The sequence below is a fragment of the Marinobacter vinifirmus genome, assembly GCF_002258215.1.
Lineage (GTDB): Bacteria > Pseudomonadota > Gammaproteobacteria > Pseudomonadales > Oleiphilaceae > Marinobacter > Marinobacter vinifirmus.
Genome location: NZ_NEFY01000012.1, coordinates 42174 through 65171 on the forward strand (window position 1 = coordinate 42174; position 22998 = coordinate 65171).

At 59.7% G+C, this 22998-nt stretch carries 23 protein-coding genes; 12 read left to right on the forward strand and 11 right to left on the reverse strand.

Features of this window, described 5'->3' with window-relative positions:
* Position 1: 1 nt before the first annotated feature.
* The 5 genes from rsxD to metG are packed head-to-tail and all read right to left on the reverse strand — an operon-like array spanning position 2 to position 6175.
* On the reverse strand, positions 2-1054 hold the full coding sequence (gene rsxD, locus B9Q17_RS13615; protein WP_094625630.1) for an electron transport complex subunit RsxD: 1053 nt from the start codon (positions 1052-1054) through the stop codon (positions 2-4).
* Positions 1055-1075: 21 nt separating this feature from the next.
* Positions 1076-2941, reverse strand: a complete 1866-nt coding sequence (gene rsxC, locus B9Q17_RS13620) for an electron transport complex subunit RsxC (RefSeq protein WP_094625631.1) — start codon at positions 2939-2941, stop codon at positions 1076-1078.
* Positions 2941-3519, reverse strand: coding sequence for an electron transport complex subunit RsxB (rsxB, locus tag B9Q17_RS13625; RefSeq protein ID WP_058340633.1), 579 nt, complete (start codon positions 3517-3519; stop codon positions 2941-2943). Before rsxB ends, rsxC begins: the two co-directional genes overlap by 1 nt.
* Before the next feature lie 15 nt (positions 3520-3534).
* On the reverse strand, positions 3535-4116 hold the full coding sequence (rsxA, locus tag B9Q17_RS13630) for an electron transport complex subunit RsxA (RefSeq protein WP_022990084.1): 582 nt from the start codon (positions 4114-4116) through the stop codon (positions 3535-3537).
* 22 nt (positions 4117-4138) lie between these two features.
* The gene (metG, locus tag B9Q17_RS13635; RefSeq protein WP_094625632.1) at positions 4139-6175 is read right to left on the reverse strand and encodes a methionine--tRNA ligase; all 2037 of its coding nucleotides are present in this window, start codon (positions 6173-6175) and stop codon (positions 4139-4141) included.
* Between the two features lie 177 nt (positions 6176-6352).
* Here metG and apbC point away from each other — a divergent pair, with 177 nt between their 5' ends.
* The 4 genes from apbC (at position 6353) to B9Q17_RS13655 (ending at position 10270) form a co-directional block, all read left to right on the forward strand.
* Positions 6353-7453 carry an iron-sulfur cluster carrier protein ApbC gene (apbC, locus tag B9Q17_RS13640; RefSeq protein ID WP_094625633.1) on the forward strand — a complete coding sequence of 367 codons (1101 nt, stop codon included), beginning with the start codon at positions 6353-6355 and terminating at the stop codon, positions 7451-7453.
* A gap of 305 nt (positions 7454-7758) precedes the next feature.
* The gene (gene dcd, locus B9Q17_RS13645) at positions 7759-8325 is read left to right on the forward strand and encodes a dCTP deaminase (protein ID WP_022990087.1); all 567 of its coding nucleotides are present in this window, start codon (positions 7759-7761) and stop codon (positions 8323-8325) included.
* Entirely contained in the window at positions 8322-8921 is a 600-nt protein-coding gene (locus B9Q17_RS13650) for a YjaG family protein (RefSeq protein ID WP_022990088.1), read from the forward strand. The genes dcd and B9Q17_RS13650 overlap by 4 nt, the downstream gene beginning before the upstream one ends.
* 65 nt (positions 8922-8986) lie before the next feature.
* The gene (locus B9Q17_RS13655) at positions 8987-10270 is read left to right on the forward strand and encodes a valine--pyruvate transaminase (RefSeq protein WP_094625634.1); all 1284 of its coding nucleotides are present in this window, start codon (positions 8987-8989) and stop codon (positions 10268-10270) included.
* Here the strand turns inward: B9Q17_RS13655 and B9Q17_RS13660 are convergent.
* The 3 genes from B9Q17_RS13660 to purM form a co-directional block, all read right to left on the reverse strand.
* A complete protein-coding gene (locus tag B9Q17_RS13660; RefSeq protein WP_094625635.1) occupies positions 10261-10998 on the reverse strand; it encodes a DUF3108 domain-containing protein in 738 nt (245 codons plus the stop codon). The genes B9Q17_RS13655 and B9Q17_RS13660 overlap by 10 nt on opposite strands.
* Positions 10999-11071: 73 nt before the next feature.
* Positions 11072-11734 (reverse strand): phosphoribosylglycinamide formyltransferase, encoded by a 663-nt coding sequence (purN, locus tag B9Q17_RS13665; RefSeq protein ID WP_094625636.1) that lies wholly within the window; start codon positions 11732-11734, stop codon positions 11072-11074.
* Entirely contained in the window at positions 11731-12795 is a 1065-nt protein-coding gene (purM, locus tag B9Q17_RS13670; RefSeq protein ID WP_094625637.1) for a phosphoribosylformylglycinamidine cyclo-ligase, read from the reverse strand. The genes purN and purM overlap by 4 nt, the downstream gene beginning before the upstream one ends.
* A 242-nt stretch (positions 12796-13037) precedes the next feature.
* Here purM and B9Q17_RS13675 point away from each other — a divergent pair, with 242 nt between their 5' ends.
* From B9Q17_RS13675 to B9Q17_RS13695, 5 genes are read left to right on the forward strand one after another with little or no spacing between them, the layout of a single operon-like run.
* Positions 13038-14132 carry a DUF2066 domain-containing protein gene (locus B9Q17_RS13675; RefSeq protein WP_244177395.1) on the forward strand — a complete coding sequence of 365 codons (1095 nt, stop codon included), beginning with the start codon at positions 13038-13040 and terminating at the stop codon, positions 14130-14132.
* Between the two features lie 21 nt (positions 14133-14153).
* A complete protein-coding gene (locus B9Q17_RS13680; RefSeq protein WP_022990094.1) occupies positions 14154-14714 on the forward strand; it encodes a CDP-alcohol phosphatidyltransferase family protein in 561 nt (186 codons plus the stop codon).
* Positions 14711-15412 carry a DnaA regulatory inactivator Hda gene (gene hda, locus B9Q17_RS13685; protein WP_058340625.1) on the forward strand — a complete coding sequence of 234 codons (702 nt, stop codon included), beginning with the start codon at positions 14711-14713 and terminating at the stop codon, positions 15410-15412. The genes B9Q17_RS13680 and hda overlap by 4 nt, the downstream gene beginning before the upstream one ends.
* A gap of 40 nt (positions 15413-15452) precedes the next feature.
* Positions 15453-16250, forward strand: a complete 798-nt coding sequence (locus B9Q17_RS13690; protein ID WP_022990096.1) for a ParA family protein — start codon at positions 15453-15455, stop codon at positions 16248-16250.
* Positions 16251-16259: 9 nt separating this feature from the next.
* Complete coding sequence (locus B9Q17_RS13695; RefSeq protein ID WP_058340624.1) at positions 16260-16595, forward strand: YqcC family protein; 336 nt, start codon at positions 16260-16262, stop codon at positions 16593-16595.
* A 19-nt stretch (positions 16596-16614) separates the two neighbouring features.
* On the opposite strand, the gene nadC is transcribed toward B9Q17_RS13695, so the two are convergent.
* Positions 16615-17454 (reverse strand): carboxylating nicotinate-nucleotide diphosphorylase, encoded by an 840-nt coding sequence (gene nadC / locus B9Q17_RS13700; protein ID WP_094625639.1) that lies wholly within the window; start codon positions 17452-17454, stop codon positions 16615-16617.
* A 214-nt stretch (positions 17455-17668) separates the two neighbouring features.
* Here nadC and B9Q17_RS13705 point away from each other — a divergent pair, with 214 nt between their 5' ends.
* From B9Q17_RS13705 to B9Q17_RS13715, 3 genes are all read left to right on the forward strand, one after another.
* The gene (locus B9Q17_RS13705; RefSeq protein WP_094625640.1) at positions 17669-19933 is read left to right on the forward strand and encodes a DUF1631 domain-containing protein; all 2265 of its coding nucleotides are present in this window, start codon (positions 17669-17671) and stop codon (positions 19931-19933) included.
* An 85-nt stretch (positions 19934-20018) separates the two neighbouring features.
* Positions 20019-20609, forward strand: coding sequence for a 1,6-anhydro-N-acetylmuramyl-L-alanine amidase AmpD (gene ampD, locus B9Q17_RS13710; protein ID WP_244177396.1), 591 nt, complete (start codon positions 20019-20021; stop codon positions 20607-20609).
* Positions 20610-21497 carry a histidine kinase gene (locus tag B9Q17_RS13715; RefSeq protein ID WP_094625642.1) on the forward strand — a complete coding sequence of 296 codons (888 nt, stop codon included), beginning with the start codon at positions 20610-20612 and terminating at the stop codon, positions 21495-21497.
* A gap of 31 nt (positions 21498-21528) precedes the next feature.
* Here the strand turns inward: B9Q17_RS13715 and B9Q17_RS13720 are convergent, their stop codons facing one another.
* A complete protein-coding gene (locus B9Q17_RS13720; protein ID WP_094625643.1) occupies positions 21529-22086 on the reverse strand; it encodes a cob(I)yrinic acid a,c-diamide adenosyltransferase in 558 nt (185 codons plus the stop codon).
* Between the two features lie 24 nt (positions 22087-22110).
* The gene (locus tag B9Q17_RS13725; protein WP_094625644.1) at positions 22111-22995 is read right to left on the reverse strand and encodes a ketopantoate reductase family protein; all 885 of its coding nucleotides are present in this window, start codon (positions 22993-22995) and stop codon (positions 22111-22113) included.
* Positions 22996-22998 lie beyond the last annotated feature (3 nt).

A 22998-nucleotide genomic window follows, 5' to 3' on the forward strand; every position in this document is an offset into this window, starting at 1 on the left:
GTCAGCCTCCGTTCCTGCCCGGCAGGCCGCGCCGGGGCTTGTGGTGGCCGTAGGTTCTGGGCGGCGTGTAATGATCGATAAACGGAACGGCGAAATTCATCAGCAGTACGCTGAAGGCGACGGCGTCCGGGTAGTTACCCCAACTGCGAATCAGGTAAATGAGCACCCCGATGCCGGCGCCATAAATCAGCTTTCCCTGATGGCTGGTCGCGGCCGAAACCGGGTCGGTCGCGATAAAGAAGGCACCCAGCATGGTGCCGCCGGCCAGCAGGTGCAGTTGCAGGGGCGCGTATTGGTCCGGGTTGCTGCCAAAGGCCAGGCTCATCAGGGCGATACCCGCCAGAAACGCCACGGGAATATGCCAGGTGATGATTCTCAGGCCGATCAGCAGCAGGCCACCGGCCAGGAAGGCCAGGTTGACCCATTCCCAGCCTGCGGCTATTTGCTCGCCGAATGTCGGGTGCTGCAGCACTTCAGCGGCGGTGTGGCTGGCAATCTTGTGCTTGTACTCATCCAGTGGGGTAGCCATGGTCCAGCCGTCGACCGTTGTCTGACTGGCGGAGAAAATGCTGCTGAGTGTTTCGCCGAATCCGGGAGCACCGCCCCAAAGGGTCGCCGCCTGTGCCCAGTTGGTGGTCATGGCCACCGGGAAGGAAATAAGCACCAGGGCATAGCCGACCATGGCCGGATTGAACGGGTTGGAGCCGAGCCCGCCGTATAGCTGCTTGGCCACCACGATGGCGGTAATCACCGCAATGCCGGAGACCCACCAAGGGGCAAACTGCGGCAGGGACAGGCCCAGCAGCAAGCCGGTTACCGCCGCGGTATTGTCTTTCAGGAAAAACGCCACCGGCTTACTGCGGAGTTTCAGAATGGCGGCTTCGGCCGCCAGTGCCAGTGCGATACACCACACCACATTGATCAGGTTACCCCAGCCGAAAAACAGGGTCTGGGCCAGCAGGCCTGGCAGGGCGGCAAGAATGACCCAGAGCATGACCCGTGACGTAGGGCGGGCGTTGTGGGCATGGGGTGACGACTGTTGAACTAATGCCATGAACAATAAGCCTGCAATGGGTTATTCGGATGCCGCGGAGCCGGTTTGCTCAGCGAGAACGTTTCGGGCATCAGCCAGGGCCTGTTCGGCTCGCTGTACCCGGTCGTGGTTCTTGGCCACGGCCCGCTCCAGTTTGTCCACGTTGTCGGCCTGCTGGGCCCGGGCTTCTTCCAGCATGCCTTGCATGGTATCGAGCTTGCCCTGAGCCTGCATAAGCTGCTTCTCCAGTGCCTCGATATCCGGCAGCGCCTGGTCTTCCCCTGTAGTGTCGGGTGATGCAGTCTCTTGAGACGGTGCAGGCGTAGCTGCAGCCGCTTCTGCGGTTTTGGCTGCCTTGGCCTTTTTCCGCTCCAGCGCCTGCTGCACCAGGGCGGCCTTGGCAGCACGGTCGTCCACGGCTTCGCCCTCCTGTGCCGCCTGTTCTGCTTCAGCCTGTTTCTTTGCCTGGGCTTCAGCGGCGGCCTTGGCCCGTTCCTTGCGGCGCTGTTCCTTCTCTTGCTGCTCCCGCTCAAGGCGGGCCTGGCGGGCTTCGAAACGCTCCCGGGCATGGTCGGATTTCAGCTGCTCCGCACGCTGCTGGCGGATTTCGCCCTTGGCGTACCGGTAATACTGCACCAGCGGGATTGAGCTCGGGCACACGTAGGAGCAGGCACCGCATTCGATACAATCGAACAGGTTCAGGTGCTCGGCTTTCTCGAACTCGGCGGCCTTGGCGTACCAGAACAGTTGTTGTGGCAACAACTCCATGGGGCAAGCCAGCGCACACTGGCCGCAGCGGATACAAGGTTGTTCCGGAGGTGGAGCTGGAAGTTCCCCGGCAGTTGCTGCAATCACGCAGTTGGATGTTTTTACTACGGGCACGTCATCTGAGTGCAGGGTGTAGCCCATCATGGGCCCGCCCAGCACCAGGCGGTTGAGCTGTTCCGGGTGCAGCCCGGCCTGTGCCAGCAGATAACTTATGGGAGTGCCGATCAGTGCTTCTACGTTGCCGGGCTGTTGCAGTGCTTCACCTGTCAGGGTGACCACGCGGGAAATCAGGGGTTTGCCTTCAAAAACCGCCCTGGAGACAGCCAGCGAGGTACCGATGTTCTGGCACATCACGCCGACATCTGCAGGAATGCCGCCACTGGGCACTTCCAGGCCGGTCAGGATTTCGATCAGTTGCTTTTCACCACCGGAAGGATACTTGGTGGGGATCACCGCAATCTCGATTTGTGTGCCCTGAACTGCTGCCTGCATGGCGGCAATGGCTTCAGGTTTGTTGTCTTCAATGCCGATCACGCAGCGGGCAGGGCGAAGAATCCAGGCCATTACCTGCATGCCGGACACCACTTCGGCGGCATGCTCGCGCATGGTCATGTCGTCGGCGGTGATGTAGGGCTCGCATTCGGCACCGTTCAGGATCAGGGTTTCAACCTTGCGGTCCCTTGGCGGACGCAGCTTGATGTCGGTGGGGAAGCCTGCGCCACCCATACCGGCAATGCCGGCATTCCGGATGATCTGCAGAACCTGTTCCCGGTCCATCAGCTTGTAGTCGGAAATCGGGGACAGCTCTGTCCACTGGTCTTCGCCATCAGGCTTCAGAACCACGCACCAGTCGGCCATACCGGACGGGTGTGGCACCGGCAGCTGCTCGACGGCTTCAATGGTGCCGGAGGTAGGGGCGTGTACCGGCACGCCCATTCCTGAAGTAACATCGGCCACAACCTGGCCTTTGAGTACCCGGTCGCCAACGTTGACGGCCACTTCTGCAGGCTCCCCGATGTGTTGCTGCAGGGGCAGAACCAGTCGCTCAGGAATGCCTGCTTGCTGAATGGGGCGGGTGGTGGACTGGTGCTTGTTTTCCGGCGGATGAATGCCACCGGCGAAATTCCACAGCTGAGTCATCAGGTACTGGCTCCCTGGCGGTCCGTGGCAATCAGGTTGGGCTTCGGTGGTGTCCAGGTCCAGGTGCGGATATCCGGCTCCAGGGTGACCATGTCGATGCAGTCAACGGGGCAGGGCTCTACGCACAGGTCGCAGCCGGTGCATTCGCTTTCGATGACGGTGTGCATATGCTTGGCGGCCCCGAGGATGGCGTCTACCGGGCAGGCCTGGATACACTTGGTGCAGCCGATGCATTCATCTTCACGAATGACTGCGACACGCTTGGCCTGTTCAACGCCGTGTTCGGCGTCCAGGGGCTGGGGTTCTACGTCCAGCAGGTCTGCCAGGGCCTTGATCGTGCTTTCGCCGCCTGGCGGGCACTTGTTAATCGCTTCGCCGTGGGCGATGGCTTCGGCGTAGGGGCGGCAACCGGGGAAGCCGCACTGGCCGCACTGGGTCTGCGGCAGAAGTGAATCGATCTGGTCTACCAGCGGATTGCCTTCAACCCTGAACCGCTCTGCGGCAAACCCCAGCAACCCGCCAAAGACCAGCGCCAGTGCCAGCAGAACCACAACGGCAATCAGAAAGCTTGTCCACATAAAACAACTGCTCCGTCAGACCGTAACCAGGCCGGTAAAGCCCAGAAACGCCAGCGACATGAGACCTGCGGTAATCATACCAATGGCGGCGCCACGAAAGGCAACCGGTACATCAGACACGGCAATCCGCTCGCGCATGGCCGCAAACAGCACCAGCACCAGGGAGAAACCGGCCGCTGCGCCAAAGCCGTACAGCACGGATTCAACGAAGTTGTTGTTTTTATTCAGGTTAAGCAGGGCTACGCCCAGAACCGCGCAGTTGGTGGTAATCAGCGGCAGAAAAATACCGAGTACCCGGTACAGCAAAGGGCTGGTTTTGCGCACCACCATTTCGGTGAACTGAACCACCACCGCAATCACCAGGATGAAGGTGATGGTTTTCAGGAAAGCCAGGTCCAGCGGTGCCAGCAGATAGGTATAGGCCAGGTAACTGCACACCGAAGACAGGGTCAGTACAAACGTGGTGGCCAGCGACATACCCATGGCGGTTTCCAGTTTCCCGGAAACACCCATGAAGGGGCACAGTCCCAGGAACTGCACCAGCACGAAGTTGTTCACCAGAATGGTGCTGACCAGTATCAGCAAATACTCTGTCATCGGAGCGTCTCAGCCTTGCTGCTTACATTACCCGCATGCCGGGTGTGGCGCCGGAATCCGGGGACAGGATGAAAATCTCCTTGCCACCCGGGCCTGCGGCCAGAACCATACCTTCAGACATGCCGAACTTCATTTTCCGGGGTTTCAGGTTGGCCACCATCACGGTCATACGGCCTTCCAGATCTTCCGGTTTGTAGGCGGACTTGATACCAGCAAACACGTTGCGTTCGCCATGGCCTATATCAAGTGTCAGGCGAAGAAGCTTGTCTGCGCCTTCCACATGCTCGGCTTTGACGATTTTAGCTACCCGCAGGTCCACCTTGGCAAAGTCGGGGAATTCGATTTCGTCAGCCACAGGTTCCAGGTCTGCGGCCGGCGCCGCTGCGGGCTGACCGACGGCCGCCGGCATTTCTTCTTTCGAAGCGTCCAGCATTTTCTCGATCTGGGCCATATCCACCCGGTTCATCAGCGGCTTGAACTTGTCGATGCCGTGGTTTTCCAGCAGGGCGGCGCGGTTGTTCCAGTCCAGGCGAGAGTTCAGGAACGACTGCGCGGCATCTGCGGTCTTCGGCAGCACCGGTGCCAGGTAAGTCATCAGCAGGCGGAACATGTTCAGGGCGTTGGTGCAGATGGCCTGCAGGTTGTCGTCCTGGCCTTCCTGCTTGGCAATCACCCAGGGCTGCTCATCGTTCACATACTGGTTCGCAATGTCTGCCAGCTCCATGATCCGGCGCATGGCGCGGCCGAATTCGCGGGCTTCGTAGAACTCGGCGATCTGCTCACCGGCATCGATAAACTCTTTCAGTTTGTCCTGCTCGGTGACCTTGCCCAGCTTGCCGTCAAAGCGCTTGGTAATGAAACCGGCGCTGCGGCTGGCGATGTTCACCACCTTGCCGACCAGGTCCGAGTTCACCCGTGCGGCAAAGTCTTCCAGGTTCAGGTCCATGTCATCCACGCCACCGGTCAGCTTGGCGGCGAAGTAGTAACGCAGGTATTCCGGGTCCAGGTGATCCAGGTAGGTGCGGGCCATGATGAAGGTACCGCGGGACTTGGACATCTTCTTGCCGTTTACCGTCACGAAGCCGTGGGCCCAGACAGCGGTCGGGGTACGGAAACCTGCATCGTGCAGCATGGATGGCCAGAACAGGGCGTGGAAGTTGATGATGTCCTTGCCGATGAAGTGGTACACCTCGGCGGTGGAATCTTTCTTCCAGAAATGCTCGAAATCGATGCCTTCGCGGTTACACAGATTCTTGAAGCTGGCGAGGTAACCGATAGGCGCGTCCAGCCAGACATAGAAATACTTGCCCGGGGCATCGGGAATCTCGAAGCCGAAATACGGCGCATCACGGCTGATGTCCCACTCCTGCAGGCCGGCATCCAGCCATTCGGCCAGCTTGTTGGCCACCTGCGGCTGCAGGGCACCACTGCGGGTCCACTTGCTCAGGAAGTCGTGGAACTCCGGCAGCTTGAAGAAATAGTGCTCGGATTCTTTCTCCACCGGCGTGGCGCCGGAGACCGCAGAGCGCGGGTTGATCAGCTCCGCCGGGGTATAGGTGGCACCACAGGCTTCACAGTTATCGCCATACTGGTCATCTGTCTTGCACTTGGGGCAGGTGCCCTTGATGAACCGGTCCGCCAGGAACATTTCCTTTTCAGGATCGAAGAACTGGGTAATCTTGCGGGTCGCAATATTCCCGTTTTCCTGGATCTGGCGATAAATGTACTCGGAGAAATACTGGTTCTCCTCCGAGTGCGTGGAGTAGTAATTGTCGAAGCGGATATGGAAGCCGGCAAAGTCTTCCTGGTGCTCGTGGCGAATCCGGTCAATCAGCTCTTCAGGGGTAATGCCCTCACGCTCGGCCCGCAGCATGATGGCGGTACCGTGGGCATCGTCGGCGCAAACGTAGTAGCAGTTGTGGCCCCGCATGTTCTGGTAGCGCACCCAGATGTCGGTCTGAATGTATTCCAGCAGGTGCCCCAGATGAATGGGCCCGTTGGCGTAGGGCAGGGCGCTGGTAACCAGAATATCGCGCTGTTGCTTGCTCGCTTGCGTCATGGTGATGTCCGAACCTTATGTTGATACGGGTTGGAAAGACAAACAGGGCCCAGGAGCATCGGCAACCGCTTGCTCCAGGTGAAGACCCCGTATGGTCAGAAACGGCCACAGATGATACCTTCCAAGCCATCATTTTTCACCTGCAATCAAGCTTATGTGCTTATTCCGGAGACCCCGATGACCCAGATATCCCAACAGGCCCTTGAGGCCGCCGTAAAAGAATACAGGGACCCGTACCTGAACAAAGACCTCTACGAACTGGGCGCGGTAAAAAGCCTGAGCGCAGACGAACAGGGCAAAGTCACCCTGATGGTCGAGTTGCCATACCCTTCAAAAGGCATCGCCGGCGGCCTGAAACAGATCGTCGCCAATGCCCTGGAATTTGTCGCCGGCGTTGAAAGCGCCGAAGTCCACGTGGGCCAGAAAATCCACGCCTGCAAAATCAACAAAGACCTCCCGGCCGTACCGGGCGTGAAAAACATCATCGCGGTAGCCTCCGGCAAGGGAGGCGTGGGCAAATCTACCACAGCGGTCAACCTCGCCCTGGCCCTGCAAGCCGAAGGCGCAAGAGTGGGCATCCTCGACGCCGACATCTACGGCCCCAGCATCGGCATGATGCTCGGCGTCCCCGAAGGCCAGCGCCCGGACGTACGAGAGAACAAATACTTCGTACCCATCAAAGCCCACGGCCTGCAAGCCAACTCCATGGCCTTCGTCACCACCGACAAAACCCCCATGGCCTGGCGCGGCCCCATGGTCAGCGGCGCCGTTATGCAACTGCTCCAGCAAACCCTGTGGGATGAACTCGACTACCTCATCGTCGACATGCCCCCCGGCACTGGCGACATCCAGCTCACCCTCGGCCAGAAAGTCCCGGTCACCGGCGCCGTCATCGTCACCACCCCGCAAGACATCGCCCTGCTGGACGGCAAAAAAGGCATCGAAATGTTCCGCAAAGTCGACATCCCGGTGATCGGCGTCGTCGAAAACATGAGCGTGCACATCTGCTCCAACTGCGGCCACGAAGAGCCCCTCTTCGGCCACGGCGGCGGCGAACGCATCGCAGAAGAATACGAAACCGTCCTGCTGGGCCAGCTACCCTTGCACATGACTATCCGGGAACAGACCGACAGCGGCTCACCCACGGTTGTTGCTGAGCCGGATTCCGAAGTCGCCAGAAGATATCTGGATATTGCGAGAAGGGTGGGTGCTGAGCTGTCTACCCGGGAGCGGAATCTTGGTGGGACGATTTCCAGTGTTTCTGTTACCGAACACTGAATCAGGACGCCAGGCACAATCTGCGTCAATGGAATAACGGAATATAGGTTTTAACAAAGAGCGATTTCCGAGTAGTCGGTGTAGAGGAAGTGAGGGGCGCTTTCCAAAAATGTCGGAGGCCATGGATGGCCGGAGAGAAGCGCACAGGGATGTGCTCGTAGCGGTTTTTGGAAAGTGCCCCTCACTTCCTCAGACTCCAAACTAGCAGGCTACAAGGATCGCGAACGCCAAGCCTTCGACAGCCATCAAGGGACAAGGTAAACTACGCCCCAATTTTCCCACCAGCTGGAAACGAGAATTCACCCATGAGCATCAAATCCGACAAGTGGATCCGCCGGATGTCCGAACAACACGGCATGATCGAACCCTTCGAAGCCGGACAAGTTCGGGAAAACGAAAAAGGCCGCGTCATCTCCTACGGCACCTCAAGCTACGGCTACGACGTACGTTGCAGCAACGAATTCAAAATCTTCACCAACGTCCACAGCGCCACCGTAGACCCCAAAAACTTCGATGAAAACAGCTTCGTCAACTACACCGGCGACGTCTGCATCATCCCCCCGAACAGCTTCGCCCTGGCGCGTACCGTGGAATACTTTCGCATCCCCAGAAGCGTGCTTACCATTTGCCTGGGCAAAAGCACCTATGCACGCTGCGGCATCATCGTGAACGTCACCCCGCTGGAGCCGGAGTGGGAAGGCCAGGTCACCCTGGAATTCTCCAACACCACCAACCTGCCGGCGAAAATCTACGCCAACGAAGGTGTGGCCCAGATGCTGTTCTTCGAATCCGACGAAATCTGTGAAACCAGCTACAAAGACCGCGGCGGCAAGTACCTTGGCCAGACCGGCGTGACCCTGCCCAGGACATGAACGCCAACCAGTTTCTTAAAGCCGTTTCACAACTGCAGGGCTGGCGCGAATGCGCCTTCCTGCTGACCCTGGCCGAACGGGCCTTCCCTAACTACGCACTGTTTGCAGACGCAGTCGGCATGAAAAGCGGCGGTAAAATGCGCCAGCTGCTCGACCTTGCCTGGGGCATGCTGCAAAAAGACGCCTCCGAAGCGGCCATCCCCCAGCTGCTGAGCAAGCTTGAAACCCTTAGCCCGAATGTCGACGAGTACGATGCCTACGGCGTATACCCGGCCTTCGACTTCTGCCAGTTGCTGGAGCAGGCCCTGCTCAACCGCCTGAACCCCAACAAGCATCGGGCAACCGAAGCATCGCAGCTGGCCACCAAGACCGTGATGGACTTCGTCGAAATGTCCGAAGGTGAGGGCATGGATGACGATGAACTGATCCGCATGTTCGAGCACCATCCCCTGCTCAAAGAAGATAAGCTGTTCCAGCGTGACACCGTGCTCGCCCTCAAGCGCCAGCGCACGCCCCGGGAAGACTTCATTGCCGAACTCAAGGCCGAGGCCGCCAACGACGGCGTCAGCAATCTCGGTATTTCCCTCGATAGCTGAGCCGTTCCGGCTCAGATTAAACTTGTTAGCTACCTGTTGAATTGCCTGTTGAACGGATAACTGCCATGAAACTCTCTGCTTTTGGTCGTAAATTTACCGCCGACGCCGGTATCACTTCCCTGATGGATGACCTTGGCAATGCCATGGCCTCCGGCGAGGGAATGATCATGATGGGTGGTGGTAATCCCGGGCACATCCCGGAGATTCAGGAGCGGGTGCAGGAAATCCTGGCGGGTATGGCGGCAGACGAAGGGCAGGTGCGCCGGCTGGTGGGTATCTACGATCCCCCTCAGGGTGAGAAGCAGTTCATTGCCTCGCTGGCGGAGTTGCTGAACAAGGAATACAACTGGGGCCTGAAGCCGGAAAACATCGCCCTGACCAACGGCAGCCAGGCCGCCTTCTTCATGTTGTTCAACATGTTTGGCGGTGAATATGGCGAGGGCCAGCGCAAGCACATCCTGCTGCCACTGGCGCCGGAATACATCGGCTATGCCGATGCGGGCATTGATGCAGACTTGTTCCGGGCCGTGCAGCCGGACATTTCATTTACCGATGCCCACGAATTCAAATACCGGGTGGATTTTGATGCGGTGGAGGTTACGGGTGAAACTGGTGCGATCTGTGTCTCCCGGCCCACCAATCCCACCGGTAATGTCATCACCGATGAAGAGCTGGCCCGGCTTGAAGAAATGGCCCGGCAGCAGGATATTCCGCTGATTGTCGATGGCGCCTACGGTACGCCGTTCCCGAGCCTGCTGTTTGTGGATGCGCAGCCCACCTGGAACGAGCAGATTATTCTGTGCCTGAGCCTGTCCAAGCTCGGCTTGCCGGCTGCCCGCACCGGTATCGTGATTGCCGCAGAGCCCATCATCAAGGCGTTGTCCGGCATCAATGCCATCATGAACCTGGCCACTGGCAGCTTTGGCGCCATGCTGGCGGAGCCACTGGTTCGGTCTGGCGAAATCCTGTCCCTCAGCCGGGATGTGGTGTGCCCCTTCTATAAGGCGAAAATGGAAAAGGCCGTGGCAGCGTTCCGTGACGCTATGGGCGAAGACAGCTGCCGTTGGTACATCCACAAACCGGAAGGTGCCATGTTCCTGTGGCTATGGTTTCCGGATTTGCCGATTTCCAGCCTGGAGCTGTATCAGCGCCTGAAAGAGCGGGGTGTGCTGGTGGTGTCCGGGCACTATTTTTTCCCGGGCCTGCCGGATGACGACTGGAAGCATCGTCACGAATGCTTGCGGGTTACCTACTCCCAGGATGATGCGCAGGTGGCGGAAGGCCTGCGCATCATCGCGGATGAGGTCAAAGCGGTATGGCGGGAGTTCGGCCGGGCCGGTCAGTCCTGAACCCGGGCATCTCTGAGTTTCAGTTCGTATTCGCTGCCGTCCGGCTCTACCTGTAGCAGCCGGACCAGCAGGTAGTCCTGGGCCGGATCAAACCACATCAGGGTCTGGCGCCGGGCATTCTCGCCGCGAACCTTTTCCGCTTTCAGGGTGTTCATGGTGCGGCCCCGGTCGCTCAGGCTGTCTTCATCAATCACCGAGAACCGGTCTTTATCGTAGTCACCCTTGTCGAGCACATGGTAGGTGACGTCCCGTTTGCCTGCTTTCAGGTCCTGGTGCAGTTGCAGCTGGTAGCCCAGCGGGTCCAGGGTGCCTTCCCTCAGCTCAACGTTGAACGACTCGCCCCGGTAAGAGCCCCTGGCCATACCTTTCTGCCAGTCGAAATCGATGGCCTGTTCGCGATCTTTAATCAGAAATCCTGACAACCGGTAGCGATAGCGCAGGGGAATGACCTGGCCGTCCTGCCACTTGAAGATCAGTGATTCGTCGATATCGGCAATGAAGGAGTCAACGTCTGTGCGGTACAGCCAGACGTTGTTTCCCTGGTCGGTCAGCGTGCGCACGCCTTCGCCATTCAGGCTGACACCTTTTGACATGGAAGCGGTGTAGCTGGCTTCGTACGGGGTAAGCTCAGGGCTGGCGTCGGCAGCGCTGGCGGAGAGCGCAAGCAGGCCGGACAAAAGCCCGGCCAGCAGGGCGGAAGTTCTGGTGACAGCTGGGTTTCTTTGCATCCGGTTGCCTCTTTCTCTGTCTATGCTTGCGACAGTCTAGCTGCTCCCGGTGCTCAGGAGGATGACAATCTGTTCAGCTGGCTGTCAGCCGCATGGGGTGTTGCAGAAGTTTGCCGTCAAACTGGACGCCGTCGGCGGTCAGCTGAATGCGGCCTTCGCAGAACCAGCGCACCACAATGGGGTAAAGCACATGTTCCTGCTGCTGTACCCGCTCGGCCAGTGATTCTGCATCGTCGTCCGATTGAACCGCGACTTCGGCCTGTGCGATTACCGGGCCACCATCGAGTTCTTCGGTAACGAAGTGAATGGATACGCCGTGAACCTTGTCGCCGGCATCGAGCACCCGCTGGTGGGTATTCAGGCCGGTATAGGCTGGCAGCAGGGAAGGGTGGATGTTCAGCATCCGGCCCCGGAATGCCCGCACAAAGTCGGCGGTCAGGATGCGCATGAAGCCGGCCAGTACGATCACGTCCGGGTTCAGGCGGCGCAGCTCGGCCATCAGGGCGCCATCAAACTCTTCGCGGGAACCATACTTCTTATGGTCCACCACGAAGGTTTTGATGTTTGCCTGGGCTGCCCGCTCCAGCGCGAAGGCACCGGGGCGGTTGCAGCCAACGGCGAGGATTTCGCCGGGGAAATCCCGTTCACGGCTGGCGTCTATCAGGGCCTGAAGGTTGGTGCCGCTGCCCGAAGCCAGAACAACAATGGTCGGTAGCGGTGCTGGGTCTGCCATCATGCCTTCAGCAGCTCCGGTGCGTAGCGCACTTTCGGCTCGGCATCACTGGCATCGGCGGCTTCCATAACGCCAATCTGCCAGACTTTCTCGCCCATGGCATTGAGGGTATCGATGGCCAGGTCTTTCTGGTCAGCCGGTACACACACAATCATGCCAATACCACAGTTGAAGGTGCGGTACATTTCTTCAGCGGCCACGCCGCCTGCGTCCTGCAGCCACTGGAACACCGGGGGCAGTTCCCAGCTATGGGTATCGATGGCGGCAACGGTGCCCGCCGGCAGTACCCTGGGAATGTTTTCCGGCAGGCCGCCACCGGTGATGTGGCACAGTGCGCGCACATCGACTTCGCGGATCAGTTGCAGCAGGTTTTTCACGTAAATGCGGGTCGGGGCCATCAGCGCATCGGCCAGGGTGCTGCCACCCATGGGCTGGCTGAGATCCGCGTTGCTGACTTCGATGATCTTGCGGATCAGCGAGTAGCCGTTGGAATGCGGGCCGGAGGAGCCCAGGGCCAGCAGTACATCGCCTGGCTGTACACGGCTGCCATCGATGATCTCGCTGCGCTCTGCTACGCCTACGCAGAAGCCGGCCAGGTCGTAGTCGTCGCCCTCATACATGCCCGGCATTTCGGCAGTTTCACCGCCTACCAGGGCACAGCCGGAAAGCTCGCAGCCTTTACCGATGCCTTCTACTACCTGGGCTGCGATGTCGACATTCAGCTTGCCGGTGGCGTAGTAATCCAGGAAGAACAGGGGCTCGGCACCGCCAACGACCAGGTCGTTCACGCACATCGCCACCAGGTCGATACCGATGCTGTCGTGCTTTTGCAGCTGCATGGCAAGGCGAAGCTTGGTGCCCACGCCATCGGTGCCGGATACCAGTACCGGCTCCTTGTAACCTGCCGGGATGGATACCATCGCACCAAAACCGCCAAGACCGCCGAGCACTTCAGGACGACGGGTCCTGGCTGCGGTATTCTTGATGCGGTTGACCAGTTCGTTGCCGGCATCGATATCAACGCCGGCGTCACGATAGGTAAGGGAGGGCTTCTGTTCGCTCATGGAATGTTAACCGTTGGCCTGTGGGTCAAGCGGCGGATTTTAACAGGTGCGCACGGGGGCTCCAAATGGAATTCCCGCTTAGTCTCGGGAATTGCCTGCCTTATATTGCGAACCTGCAACAGGGGCTTGCTACTCTAGTCAAAGGTGATGGTGTATCCTGTGCGCCATTCATGGGAACGGCAGGGTGTTACATGACTGAATCACGACGGAAAAATTCCAGGCCTTGGCTGCTTTGGCCAGTTTTGTCTGCATTGCTGGCCCTGGCCACTCCGGCCGCGGCAGTCTCTGTATCCGGGCTGTACAACGCCGACGTTCCGGTGCAGGGCGGTTCTGCCGCCGCGTTGCAGCAGGGCTATGCCGATGGTCTGCGCCAGGTAATGGTGCGGGTGTCCGGCAGTCGGGATGTATTGCAGCGAGAAGGCATTGATCAGGTGTTGTCCGAGGCGGAAAGCCTGTTGCAGGCCTACCAGGTTGGCAGCGAGGCTGGCCAGTCACGGCTGCGGATGAGTTTTGGTGCAGTTGGCGTTAACCGGGCCCTGGCCTCGATTGGTGCGCCGGTCTGGGGTGCTAACCGCCCACTGACCCTCGCCTGGGTGGCGGTAGAGGATCGCGGTAGTCGCAGTTTGCTGACCCGCTCCGGCGCCGGTGCCGAGTGGCGTGATGCGTTCCGGCAGGCGGCTGGTGTCCGGGGCTTGCCGATCGAATTTCCGTCCGAGAACCAGGGCAGTGACCGGGCGTTGCTGTCTGATCTTTGGGGGCAATTTATCGGGCGCATCCAGAAGGCATCTGAAGATGTCTCCTATGACGTCCTTGCCCTGGTCCGGGTGAGCCGCTCTGGCGGCCAGTGGCGTGCCGGCTGGGTTGTGGACGGCATGGGTATGGACGCTGCCGAGCGTTCGGTATCTGCCGGTAATCCGGATGACCTGGCCCAGGCCGTGGTCGATTACTGGGCCGAACAGTACGCCAGCCGCTACGCGGTTTCAGCCGGTGAAATCGGGGACTCGCCCAAGGTGGATGTGGTGTTCGACGGAGTATCCACACTGGCGGACTACGGGCGGATCAACAAGGTGCTTGAAGGCCTGACACCGGTAGTCTCGGTGAGCGCTGCCCGCATTCGCGGCGAACGGCTGACCGCGCGGATTGCGTTTACCGGCGAGCTGGAGCAGCTGAAAGAGTACATTGCGCTTGATCCGCGCTTTGTACCGGTTGAAGGTGAGTCCGAACAGACGCAGCCCGCCGATGAGCAGGATGCCGAACAGGCCTTTGAATCCCTCTATCAGGTGCTTAACTATCGCTGGCAGCCGTCCCCGGTTGTCAGCAGTGGTGAAGACGGCTGATAAATTGACGGAGGCAGCCGGGTGAAATCAACACAGTGGCGCTGGATTCCCAATGCCCTGACTTTCATGCGGATGGTGTTGATCATTCCGTTTGCAGGTGCGCTGCTGGATGGCAACTACCGGTTGTCATTGCTGATTTTCCTCGTGGCTGCCATCAGCGATGGCGTTGATGGCTTTCTCGCCCGCTATTTCAACTGGCGCACGCGGGTAGGGGCCATTGCTGACCCCCTGGCCGACAAGGCGTTACTGATTACCACCTACCTGATGCTTACCATCACCGGTATCCTGCCGGTGTGGCTGTTTGTGCTGGTTCTGGCGCGGGATATTGCGATTGTTGGCGGGGCATTGGCGTTTCATTACGGCATTGGCCGGTTCGAAATGGCGCCGAGTGTGCCCGGCAAGATCAACACGCTGGTGCAGATCCTGGTGGCCCTGGCCATTATCATCCTGCTGGCGGGCTGGCCGATGCAGCCCTGGGTGATTGATGCGGGCGTCTGGCTGGTGGCGGGCTCTGCCATCTTCAGCGGCTGCCACTATGTGATTGTATGGAGTTTGCGGGCCTTAAGGATGAAGCGATCATGACTACTGCCTCCCAGATGGCCCTAGGTGTCCGGCTGCGTGACGATGCCCGCTTTGACAATTTTCACGGCGACCGTAACCGCGATGCCGCCCGCAGGCTGGAAACCCTGTGTGAGCAAAACCACGACCTGCCGGTGATGGTGATCTGTGGCGATTCCGATACCGGCAAAAGCCATCTGTTACAGGCGGTCTGCCACAGGGTAGAGCAGCTTGGCCAGAGTGCTGTGTGTATCAGCATCGAAGAGTTGTTGCCATTTGGCCCGGATGCATTATCGGGGTTAGAGACCCGTCATGTAGTCTGTCTGGATGACCTGGACAAGCTGGCGGGCGATCCTCGCTGGGAAGAGGCGGTGTTCCATCTGTATAACCGGATCCTGGATCGCCGCGGTTTGTTAGTGGTGTCGATGTCGGAAGTGCCCGCCTCGTTACCCTTTGGCCTGGCGGATCTCGGTTCCCGGCTGGCCCACGGCCTGCTGGTGCAGCTGGGCGTGTACCGGGATGAAGACCGCATGCGCATCCTGGTGGCCCGGGCGGAACAGCGAGGCATGGTGATGACCGACGAAGTCGCCAGCTTTATCATGCGCCGGGCTCCCCGAAGGCTGGGCGAGCTGCTGGCCATCCTGGATTCTCTCGATGAGAACTCGCTGCAGGCCCAGCGCCGGCTCACCATCCCCTTTGTTAAAACCGTGATGGGCTGGTAGTCACGGATCAATAACTACAAGTGTTTACTGGAGAGACAACATGAGACGGGTTGTATTCAATCAGAAAGGTGGTGTGGGCAAGTCCAGCATCACCTGTAACCTGGCGGCCATCAGTGCGGCCCGGGGCAAGCGCACGCTGGTGGTAGACCTGGATCCACAGGGCAACTCCAGTCATTACCTGCTCGGCAAGCCTGCATCTGAACTGCGGGATACCGTGGCAGACCTGATGGAGCAAACCGTGGCGTTCAGCATGTTCAACCGGCGCCCGGACGAGTTTGTGCATGCCACGCCGTTTGATAACCTGTTTGTGCTGCCGTCCAGTCCGGAGCTGGATTTTCTCGAGCGCAAGCTCGAAGCCAAGCACAAGATCTACAAGTTGCGCGAGTATCTGAAAAAGCTCAGCGAGTCGTTCGATGAAATCTACATCGACACAGCCCCGGCCCTGAATTTCTATACCCGTTCGGCGCTGATTGCGGCCCAGCGTTGCCTGATTCCGTTTGATTGCGACGATTTCTCCCGCCAGGCGCTTTATAACATTCTCAACGAAATCCGTGAGTTGCAGGAAGATCATAACGAAGAACTGGTGGTTGAAGGTATCATTGCCAACCAGTTCCAGCCCCGGGCCAGCTTGCCGAGACAGCTGGTTAAGGAGCTGCTGGAGGAAGGTTTGCCGGTATTGCCGGTGAGGCTTTCCAGCTCGGTGAAGATGAAAGAATCCCACCAGAGCCGGCAGCCACTCATTCATATGGCTCCGAAACACGGCCTGACCCGTCAGTTCGAAGACCTCTACAGGGTGCTGCACGGGGAGTCGGTGGAGCTGGAACCGCTTCAGGATTGATCAGAACCCATGAGTGACGAAAACCAACACCTCGACCTGCTGACTGACGGACTGCTGCGGATAGAGATCGAACTCCGGCAGCTGGGAGTCTGGCAGGCCGAGCCGCCACCGCAAGAGGCGTTTCAGAGCACCCAGCCATTCTGCCTGGATACCATGGAGTTTCCGCAGTGGCTGCAGTTTGTGTTTCTGGAGCGCATGAAAGTGCTGGTTGAGCACAATCATCCGCTGCCGTCTGCTTCCGGGATTGCGCCCATGGCGGAAGAGCATTTCCGGGGGCGCCCGGAATCCGGGCAGGGCCTGGTGAAGGCGCTGGAAGAAATGGACCGGTTGCTGACCCGGTCCTGAGCACGGGTAACGGGCCGGGTTATTCCAGCCGCATCGACAGATCGATGGCCTTGACGTCTTTGGTCAGGGCGCCGATCGAAATGTAGTCCACTCCGGTCTCGGCTATTGGCACCAGGGTTTGCTCACTAATGCCGCCGGAGGCCTCCAGCCTGGCGCGGCCTGCAGTCAGCTTGACCGCCTCAACCATATCCTCCAGTGAAAACTCGTCCAGCATGATAATGTCGGCACCGGCGTCGAGGGCCTGGGTGAGCTCGTCCATATTCTCGGTTTCCACCTCAACCGGTTTTCCCGGCGCAATGCGGTGTGCTTCAGCAACGGCCCGGGCGATAGAGCCACAGGCCGCGATGTGGTTTTCCTTGATCAGGAAAGCGTCCCACAGGCCGATCCGGTGGTTGTCACAGTCGCCACAGGTCACCGCGTATTTTTGCGCCAGCCGCAGGCCGGGCAGGGTCTTTCGGGTATCCAGCAAGCGTACCTTGGTATGGGCAACCCTGGCCGCGTAGCCGGCGCACTGGGTGGCGACGGCAGAGAGGGTCTGCAGCCAGTTCAGGGCAGACCGCTCAGCCGTCAGTAGCGAGCGGGCAGGGCCCTGCATGCGAAACAGTACAGCATCGGCCGGCACATCGTCGCCGTCCTTGAACAGCCACTCCAGCTCTACGCCGGGGTCTACCTGCCTGAAGACTTCGTTGACCCACTCCACACCGGCCAGCCTGGCGTTCTCGCGAGTGATGACCCGGCCGCGGGCGGTTTTGTCTGCCGGAATCAGCATGGCGGTGATGTCGCCGTCCCCGATGTCTTCCCGGAGGCTGTGGGCTACGGATTCAATACGGGCCTGTCGGAGCAGTTCGGGGGCAATCATGGTGTTTTTCCGCTGGTCAGTGGGGTGGAATTAACGGCTGCGGGGCAATTCTACTGCTACCCCGGCAATTCACAAAATGCCACCATGAATTTCAACGTCTTGTGTCGGAAACAAATGGTGACAAAAACTGACACAAGGTGACGGCAACTGGCCGTATCATAGAGCTGCGGAGTAATATAAGTTTGTCACGCAGATTCGATCCCGGAGCAAGTCCATGGCGCACGATAGCAAGGTTGTCCGATTAGCTGGCCACAGGCCGGCGGGCCGGTTTACGTTGCCTGCTGCATTGGTCAGGTTGCGTGACACTGCGGGTCAGGAACTGAAATCCGTACTCGCCAGCTTTTTCGAGCAGGCGGACGACAGCCTGTTCTCCCTGGCCGATCGTGCCGGTTCCAACACGGATCAGTCCGCCTATTTTGATGCCATGCGGGAGCTCCGGCTGCGCCGCCGGGCAATGTCGCTTTCCGTATTGCAGTACGTCAGCCAGGCCTTTAACGAGCTGGGCCGGTTCAAGCCGGTGCGTTCCGGCGGTTCCCTTGAAGAGGTTGATCAGGACACCCTGAGCCTGGTAGAACACTCTGAGCTTGAAGAGCAGGTGGCCGTTGAAAGCCTGACCAATCGCCTGCGTAACCGCCACCAGGAGCAGGTTCGCATGCTTGCGGCCCGGGTACGGCACCTGGTTCCCGAGCTGGAACTGGCTGATGACCAGATTCCCCTGAGCGCCGAGGTTATTTGCGGCGGTATCGCTGAAGCCTGTTCAGACCTGGATATCGATATCCGGGCCAAGCTGGTTGTCCTGAAACTGTTCGAGCGCTTGCTGGCAGACAAGCTGGAGCAGTTCTACCAGAAATGTAACCAGACACTGATTTCCGAAGGCGTGATGCCGGGTATGAAGAATGCCCCGGTCGGCCGTGCGCCGGCGCCTTCAAGGCCAGCCAGTCAGCCGGTTCCGCCCGCCGCGCCGCAACGAGCCGAAGCCATGCCCCAGGCTCCTGCCGACGATGCCGGGAGCCAACTGGCCAGTGCTACCTTCAACGAATTGAGCGCATTGCTGCGGCAGGGTGGCGATGCCGGTGTTGTTTCCCGGCCAGCCGCTGGCGGCAATGTGCTGGACACCAGTCGCTTGCTGGCTCGCCTGACCGAGCTGCAGGCGCTTAGCCGGGATGAGGCACAGGTTGAGCAGGTTATGCCCCTTCGGGAGCAGCTGCAGCCGGTATTACAGCCCGCTGAAGGTTCCAGTGTTTCTGTCACCCAGGTCGACAGCGATGTGATCAACCTGGTGGGCATGTTGTTTGACTTCATCCTGGATGACCGTCAGCTGCACCCGGTGATGAAGTCGCTGATTGGCCGGTTGCAGATTCCGGTGCTGAAAGTGGCCCTGAGCGACCGCAACTTCTTCAACCGCGGTGGCCATCCGGCGCGCAAGTTGCTGAACGAACTGGCGCTGGCGGCAATCGGCTGGAATGAAAAGCGGCCGGGCATGCGTGACCCCCTGCGGGAAAAAATCGAAGAAGTGGTCGGCCGGGTGCTGGCCGAGTTCACCGACAGCGTCGACCTGTTTGAAGAACTGCTGAAAGACTTCGGCCACTTCATGGACCTGGACCGTCGCCGCCGTGAGCTGGTTGAGCAGCGCTTGCGTGATGCCGAAGAGGGCCGGGCACGGCAGGAAAGGGCAAGCCAGGCGGCAAAAGATGTCATGCTGGAGCAGGCCGAACGCCGGGACATCCCCGAGGCTATCCGAGCATTGCTGGACGGCCCGTGCACCCGCTATCTGCAGTGGATCATGCTGCGTCAGGGCGAAGAAAGCCATCAGTGGCAAGATGCCTGCGAACTGGTCACCCGCCTGATCTGGACGGTAGACCCGAGCCCGATTACCGATTCTACCCGTGCCGAGTTGCTGAGGGCGATTCCGGGTGTTGTTGAAGACCTGCGGGCAGCCCTCAAGGAAATTTCCTGGGACCCGTTTGCTACCGACAATGCCGTTCGCGACCTGGAGCTGGCCCACGTAGATGCGTTCCAGAAGCTGGTAACCGCACCGGTAGAGGTTGAAGACGAGCCGGTTGTGGACGAGTTGCCTGAGGTTTCAGAACCTGAGCCAGCTGTCCAAGCCGAGCCAGAAGTCGCCTTGGCTCCGGAACCTGTGCCCCAGCCAGAAGTTGCGCCAGAACCAGAACCGGAGCCCGAAGCTACCATTGATCCGGAATGGCTTGCCCGGGCGGATCAGATGCGGGTTGGTTCCTGGGTGGAGCTCAAGCGCGACGACGACACCCGCTTGCGTTGCAAGCTGGCAGCGTTTATCAAGGCTACCGGCAAGTACATCTTCGTGAACCGCAGTGGTGCCAAGGTGGCTGAGTATCAGCGGGAAGAACTGGCGACAGCCATGCAGACCGGTTTGATCGGCATGCTGGACGATGGCCTGATTTTTGACCGGGCCCTGGAATCCATCATCGACAACCTGCGTTACAGTCGCAAGGACTGACCGCTGCAGGCGACTCCGTGGCATCGGAATGGACTTTGTGATTCAATCTCTGGATCGAGTCACCCATTGCGTATCTGGATGCACCTTGCCTGATCAACACTTCAACGCCCGGGTCGAACAGCTTCGAACGACGGGCCGGTTCCCGGATGCCCGTTGGTGTCCTTCCCCGAATTTCGGCCCCCGCCCCGAGGGTGCTGCCATTTCGTTACTGGTGGTACACAACATCAGCTTACCGCCGGGCGAGTTCGGCGGTGGCCATATCGAGGAATTCTTCTGTAACCGGCTGGATCCTCACGCTCATCCCTATTTCCAGACCATTGCAGATTTGCAGGTTTCCGCCCATGGGCTTATCTGCAGAGACGGCTCGGTGGTTCAGTTTGTCAGCTGCCTCGACCGCGCCTGGCATGCCGGGCGCTCCTGTTTTGAGGGCGAGGAAGAGTGCAATGACTTTTCCATCGGTATCGAACTGGAAGGGGCAGACGACGTGCCCTACACCGATGCCCAGTATCAGTCCCTGGCCCGTCTGGCTGCCCTGGTTCGGGCTGCCTGGCCGGCGATTACGGCAGAGCGGATTACCGGCCACTGCGATATTGCCCCGGGCAGAAAGACGGACCCCGGTGAGGCCTTCCAGTGGGCGCACTTCCATCGCGTTTTAAGCACAACGGAGAATGCCTGAATGGTACTGGTGGTTTTTCTGCTCGCCTATGTGATCCGGCAGCGCCTTGACCGGCTCGGTGTGTTATCCAGTGACGACCTGTGGCGATCCTGGCTGCATATCGGGGCCCGCAGCAAGGCCGGCAAAGAAGGTTCCCTGTTTTTAGGCCTGTTACTGGCTCTCGGCCCCGCCGTGTTATTGGGGGCCCTGGTTCTGGCGGCCGGTTACGGTGGTATTCGTGTTGTGGTTTACCCCATGGAACTGATCGTTCTGGTACTTATGATGGGTGTGCCCGGCTGGCGCCCCGTACTGGAGGCCTACACCGAGGCCTGGAGCCGCGGTGACATGCAGGGCGCCTGGCATCATATCGAAGACCGTTTGCCGGAGGATGAGCGGGGCAGTGCGCAAAGCACAGAAGTGATGCATTTGTCGGTTTCCCGTGCCTTGATGGTATCGGTGTTCGAGCGGTTTTTCCTGGTGGTGTTCTGGTATGTGGTTGGCGGAATCTGGCTGGCAGTCATTGCTCGTGGACTGGTGGCACTGGCAGAGCAGTGGCCCCAGCCGGCGGCCCGGCAGCGCTTTGCCATCGCGGCAGACATTATGGCCTGGGTACCGTCTCGTTTGCTGGCTTGTACCTTTGGGGTGGCTGGGGACCTGGCGGGCTGGTCCCGATCCATCCGTCTGGTGGTGCCGGGGTTCGGCAAGCCGACAGACAATGTGCTGATGACCGCTGCCAGCGGCTCCCTGACGGGCTATGCCCTGGATCCGGCACGGTTTGGCCAGGTATATGCGGATGACTGGCCGAAATTCGGTGGCCGTAGCATTCGGGCCATGCGGGATTTGCTCAGCCGCAGCATGCTGGTGTGGATCTGCGCCATCGCGCTGTTGGTGATTGCCGGGATTGTATGATTATGATGCCCGGCAGGCAGGAATCCGGCCCTCAGAGGCCGGATTTTTTTTGCTCCCAGAGAATTTCCTGGGCGCCGTCCCGGCGGGCCAGTACCCGCGCAACTACGAACAGTAGGTCAGACAGCCGGTTCAGGTAGTGGCGGGAGGCTGTGTTGATGGAGTCTTCGTGGCCCAGGGCCACAACTACCCGCTCGGCGCGCCGGCAAACAGCACGGGCCATGTGGCAATGAGCCGCAGCAGTGGAGCCGCCGGGCAGGATGAAATTCTTCAGGGGAGGCAGGCCTTCGTTGTAATGGTCCAGCGTGGTTTCCAGCCAGGTGATGTGCTCATCCCCGATGACTTTGCTGCCCGGAATGGCAAATTCCCCGCCCAGGTCGAACAGGTGGTGCTGGATGCGACGAAGCACCTCAATCAGCGCGTCCTCCGCCGGTAAGGTTTCCACCAGAATACCGATATGGCAGTTCAGCTCATCGGCGGTTCCCATCGCTTCCACTCGCTGGGCGTTCTTGGCAATCCGGTTGCCATCGGCCAGGCCGGTAGAGCCATCGTCTCCGGTGCGGGTGTAGATCTTTGACAGGCGATTGCCCATGGTTTGAACTCCCTTCTGTAGTGATCAGTTGAGTTGTTTTACCCGTTCGGTGAGCATTTGGTTCACCGGTCCGGCAATGTTGTACCGATGGCCCAGACGGGCAAGGTAACCGTTGATGAAGTCTATCTCGGTTTCTCGGCCCGCCAGCATATCTGCGCGCATCGACGATGTGTTTGCAGCGGTTTTCCGGGCCACGGCTTCGATGGTTTCCCGCAGGATTTCCGGTGCAGCTGAAGGTTGCCCCGCGGCATCCAGAAGCTGGCTGAATTCCTGGCACAAAGGATCGATCCATTTCAGATAGAACGGCTGGCCCAGGATCTCACCGTTGGGGCAGTCAAGCAGGGCGGTAAAGGCGTTGATGCCGGCATTGATAACCAGTTTCTGCCAGAGCCTGCCGAGAATATCCGGCTCCGGCTGGACTGCCAGGCCGCTGGCGGCAAGCTGCTGCGCCACCGGTTCTAAATGGGCTTGCCCGGCAGGGTTAAGTGCTCCTAGCCAGGTAGTACCGCGACCGGCGTGAACCGTCAGGCCTGGCTGCGGCCGGTTGGCACCTTCGGTGGTGGAGGCCGCGAGCACGGGCCTTTCCGGCCAGGTTTCGGCAACCTGTTGCTGGCTCCCGAGTCCATTCTGGAACAACACGATGGGCGTTGATGGTGGCGTTGAGGGCAGGGCAGACGTGAGGGCTTCCAGGGTATCGCCGGCTTTGGTGGTCACCAATAACAGGTCTGGTGATTGGCCGGGCTGGAGCCAGGGAACGGTGACGCTGAGTGGCTCGCCTTCGATGGGTTGAAAGCGGTAGTGGACAGGTTTCGGGCGTCGGCCTGGGCGGGACACAAACGCTACCTGCCCGGCAGGTAGCGTTGCGGCCCAGAGCCGGCCCATGGAGCCGGCGCCGAGTATGGCAATCATGGC

What these genes read in the sequence shown, in the direction of transcription:
- B9Q17_RS13695 (WP_058340624.1), top strand. Translation starts at nt 16,260, where the DNA reads ATGAGTGACGAAAACCAACACCTCGACCTGCTGACTGACGGACTGCTG.
- apbC (WP_094625633.1), top strand. Translation starts at nt 6,353, where the DNA reads ATGACCCAGATATCCCAACAGGCCCTTGAGGCCGCCGTAAAAGAATAC.
- B9Q17_RS13690 (WP_022990096.1), top strand. Translation starts at nt 15,453, where the DNA reads ATGAGACGGGTTGTATTCAATCAGAAAGGTGGTGTGGGCAAGTCCAGC.
- B9Q17_RS13650 (WP_022990088.1), top strand. Translation starts at nt 8,322, where the DNA reads ATGAACGCCAACCAGTTTCTTAAAGCCGTTTCACAACTGCAGGGCTGG.
- B9Q17_RS13720 (WP_094625643.1), bottom strand. Translation starts at nt 22,086, where the DNA reads ATGGGCAATCGCCTGTCAAAGATCTACACCCGCACCGGAGACGATGGC.
- purN (WP_094625636.1), bottom strand. Translation starts at nt 11,734, where the DNA reads ATGATGGCAGACCCAGCACCGCTACCGACCATTGTTGTTCTGGCTTCG.
- B9Q17_RS13705 (WP_094625640.1), top strand. Translation starts at nt 17,669, where the DNA reads ATGGCGCACGATAGCAAGGTTGTCCGATTAGCTGGCCACAGGCCGGCG.
- B9Q17_RS13725 (WP_094625644.1), bottom strand. Translation starts at nt 22,995, where the DNA reads ATGATTGCCATACTCGGCGCCGGCTCCATGGGCCGGCTCTGGGCCGCA.
- B9Q17_RS13660 (WP_094625635.1), bottom strand. Translation starts at nt 10,998, where the DNA reads ATGCAAAGAAACCCAGCTGTCACCAGAACTTCCGCCCTGCTGGCCGGG.
- rsxA (WP_022990084.1), bottom strand. Translation starts at nt 4,116, where the DNA reads ATGACAGAGTATTTGCTGATACTGGTCAGCACCATTCTGGTGAACAAC.
- dcd (WP_022990087.1), top strand. Translation starts at nt 7,759, where the DNA reads ATGAGCATCAAATCCGACAAGTGGATCCGCCGGATGTCCGAACAACAC.
- B9Q17_RS13715 (WP_094625642.1), top strand. Translation starts at nt 20,610, where the DNA reads ATGGTACTGGTGGTTTTTCTGCTCGCCTATGTGATCCGGCAGCGCCTT.
- rsxB (WP_058340633.1), bottom strand. Translation starts at nt 3,519, where the DNA reads ATGTGGACAAGCTTTCTGATTGCCGTTGTGGTTCTGCTGGCACTGGCG.
- hda (WP_058340625.1), top strand. Translation starts at nt 14,711, where the DNA reads ATGACTACTGCCTCCCAGATGGCCCTAGGTGTCCGGCTGCGTGACGAT.
- rsxC (WP_094625631.1), bottom strand. Translation starts at nt 2,941, where the DNA reads ATGACTCAGCTGTGGAATTTCGCCGGTGGCATTCATCCGCCGGAAAAC.
- nadC (WP_094625639.1), bottom strand. Translation starts at nt 17,454, where the DNA reads ATGATTGCCCCCGAACTGCTCCGACAGGCCCGTATTGAATCCGTAGCC.
- purM (WP_094625637.1), bottom strand. Translation starts at nt 12,795, where the DNA reads ATGAGCGAACAGAAGCCCTCCCTTACCTATCGTGACGCCGGCGTTGAT.
- rsxD (WP_094625630.1), bottom strand. Translation starts at nt 1,054, where the DNA reads ATGGCATTAGTTCAACAGTCGTCACCCCATGCCCACAACGCCCGCCCT.
- B9Q17_RS13655 (WP_094625634.1), top strand. Translation starts at nt 8,987, where the DNA reads ATGAAACTCTCTGCTTTTGGTCGTAAATTTACCGCCGACGCCGGTATC.
- metG (WP_094625632.1), bottom strand. Translation starts at nt 6,175, where the DNA reads ATGACGCAAGCGAGCAAGCAACAGCGCGATATTCTGGTTACCAGCGCC.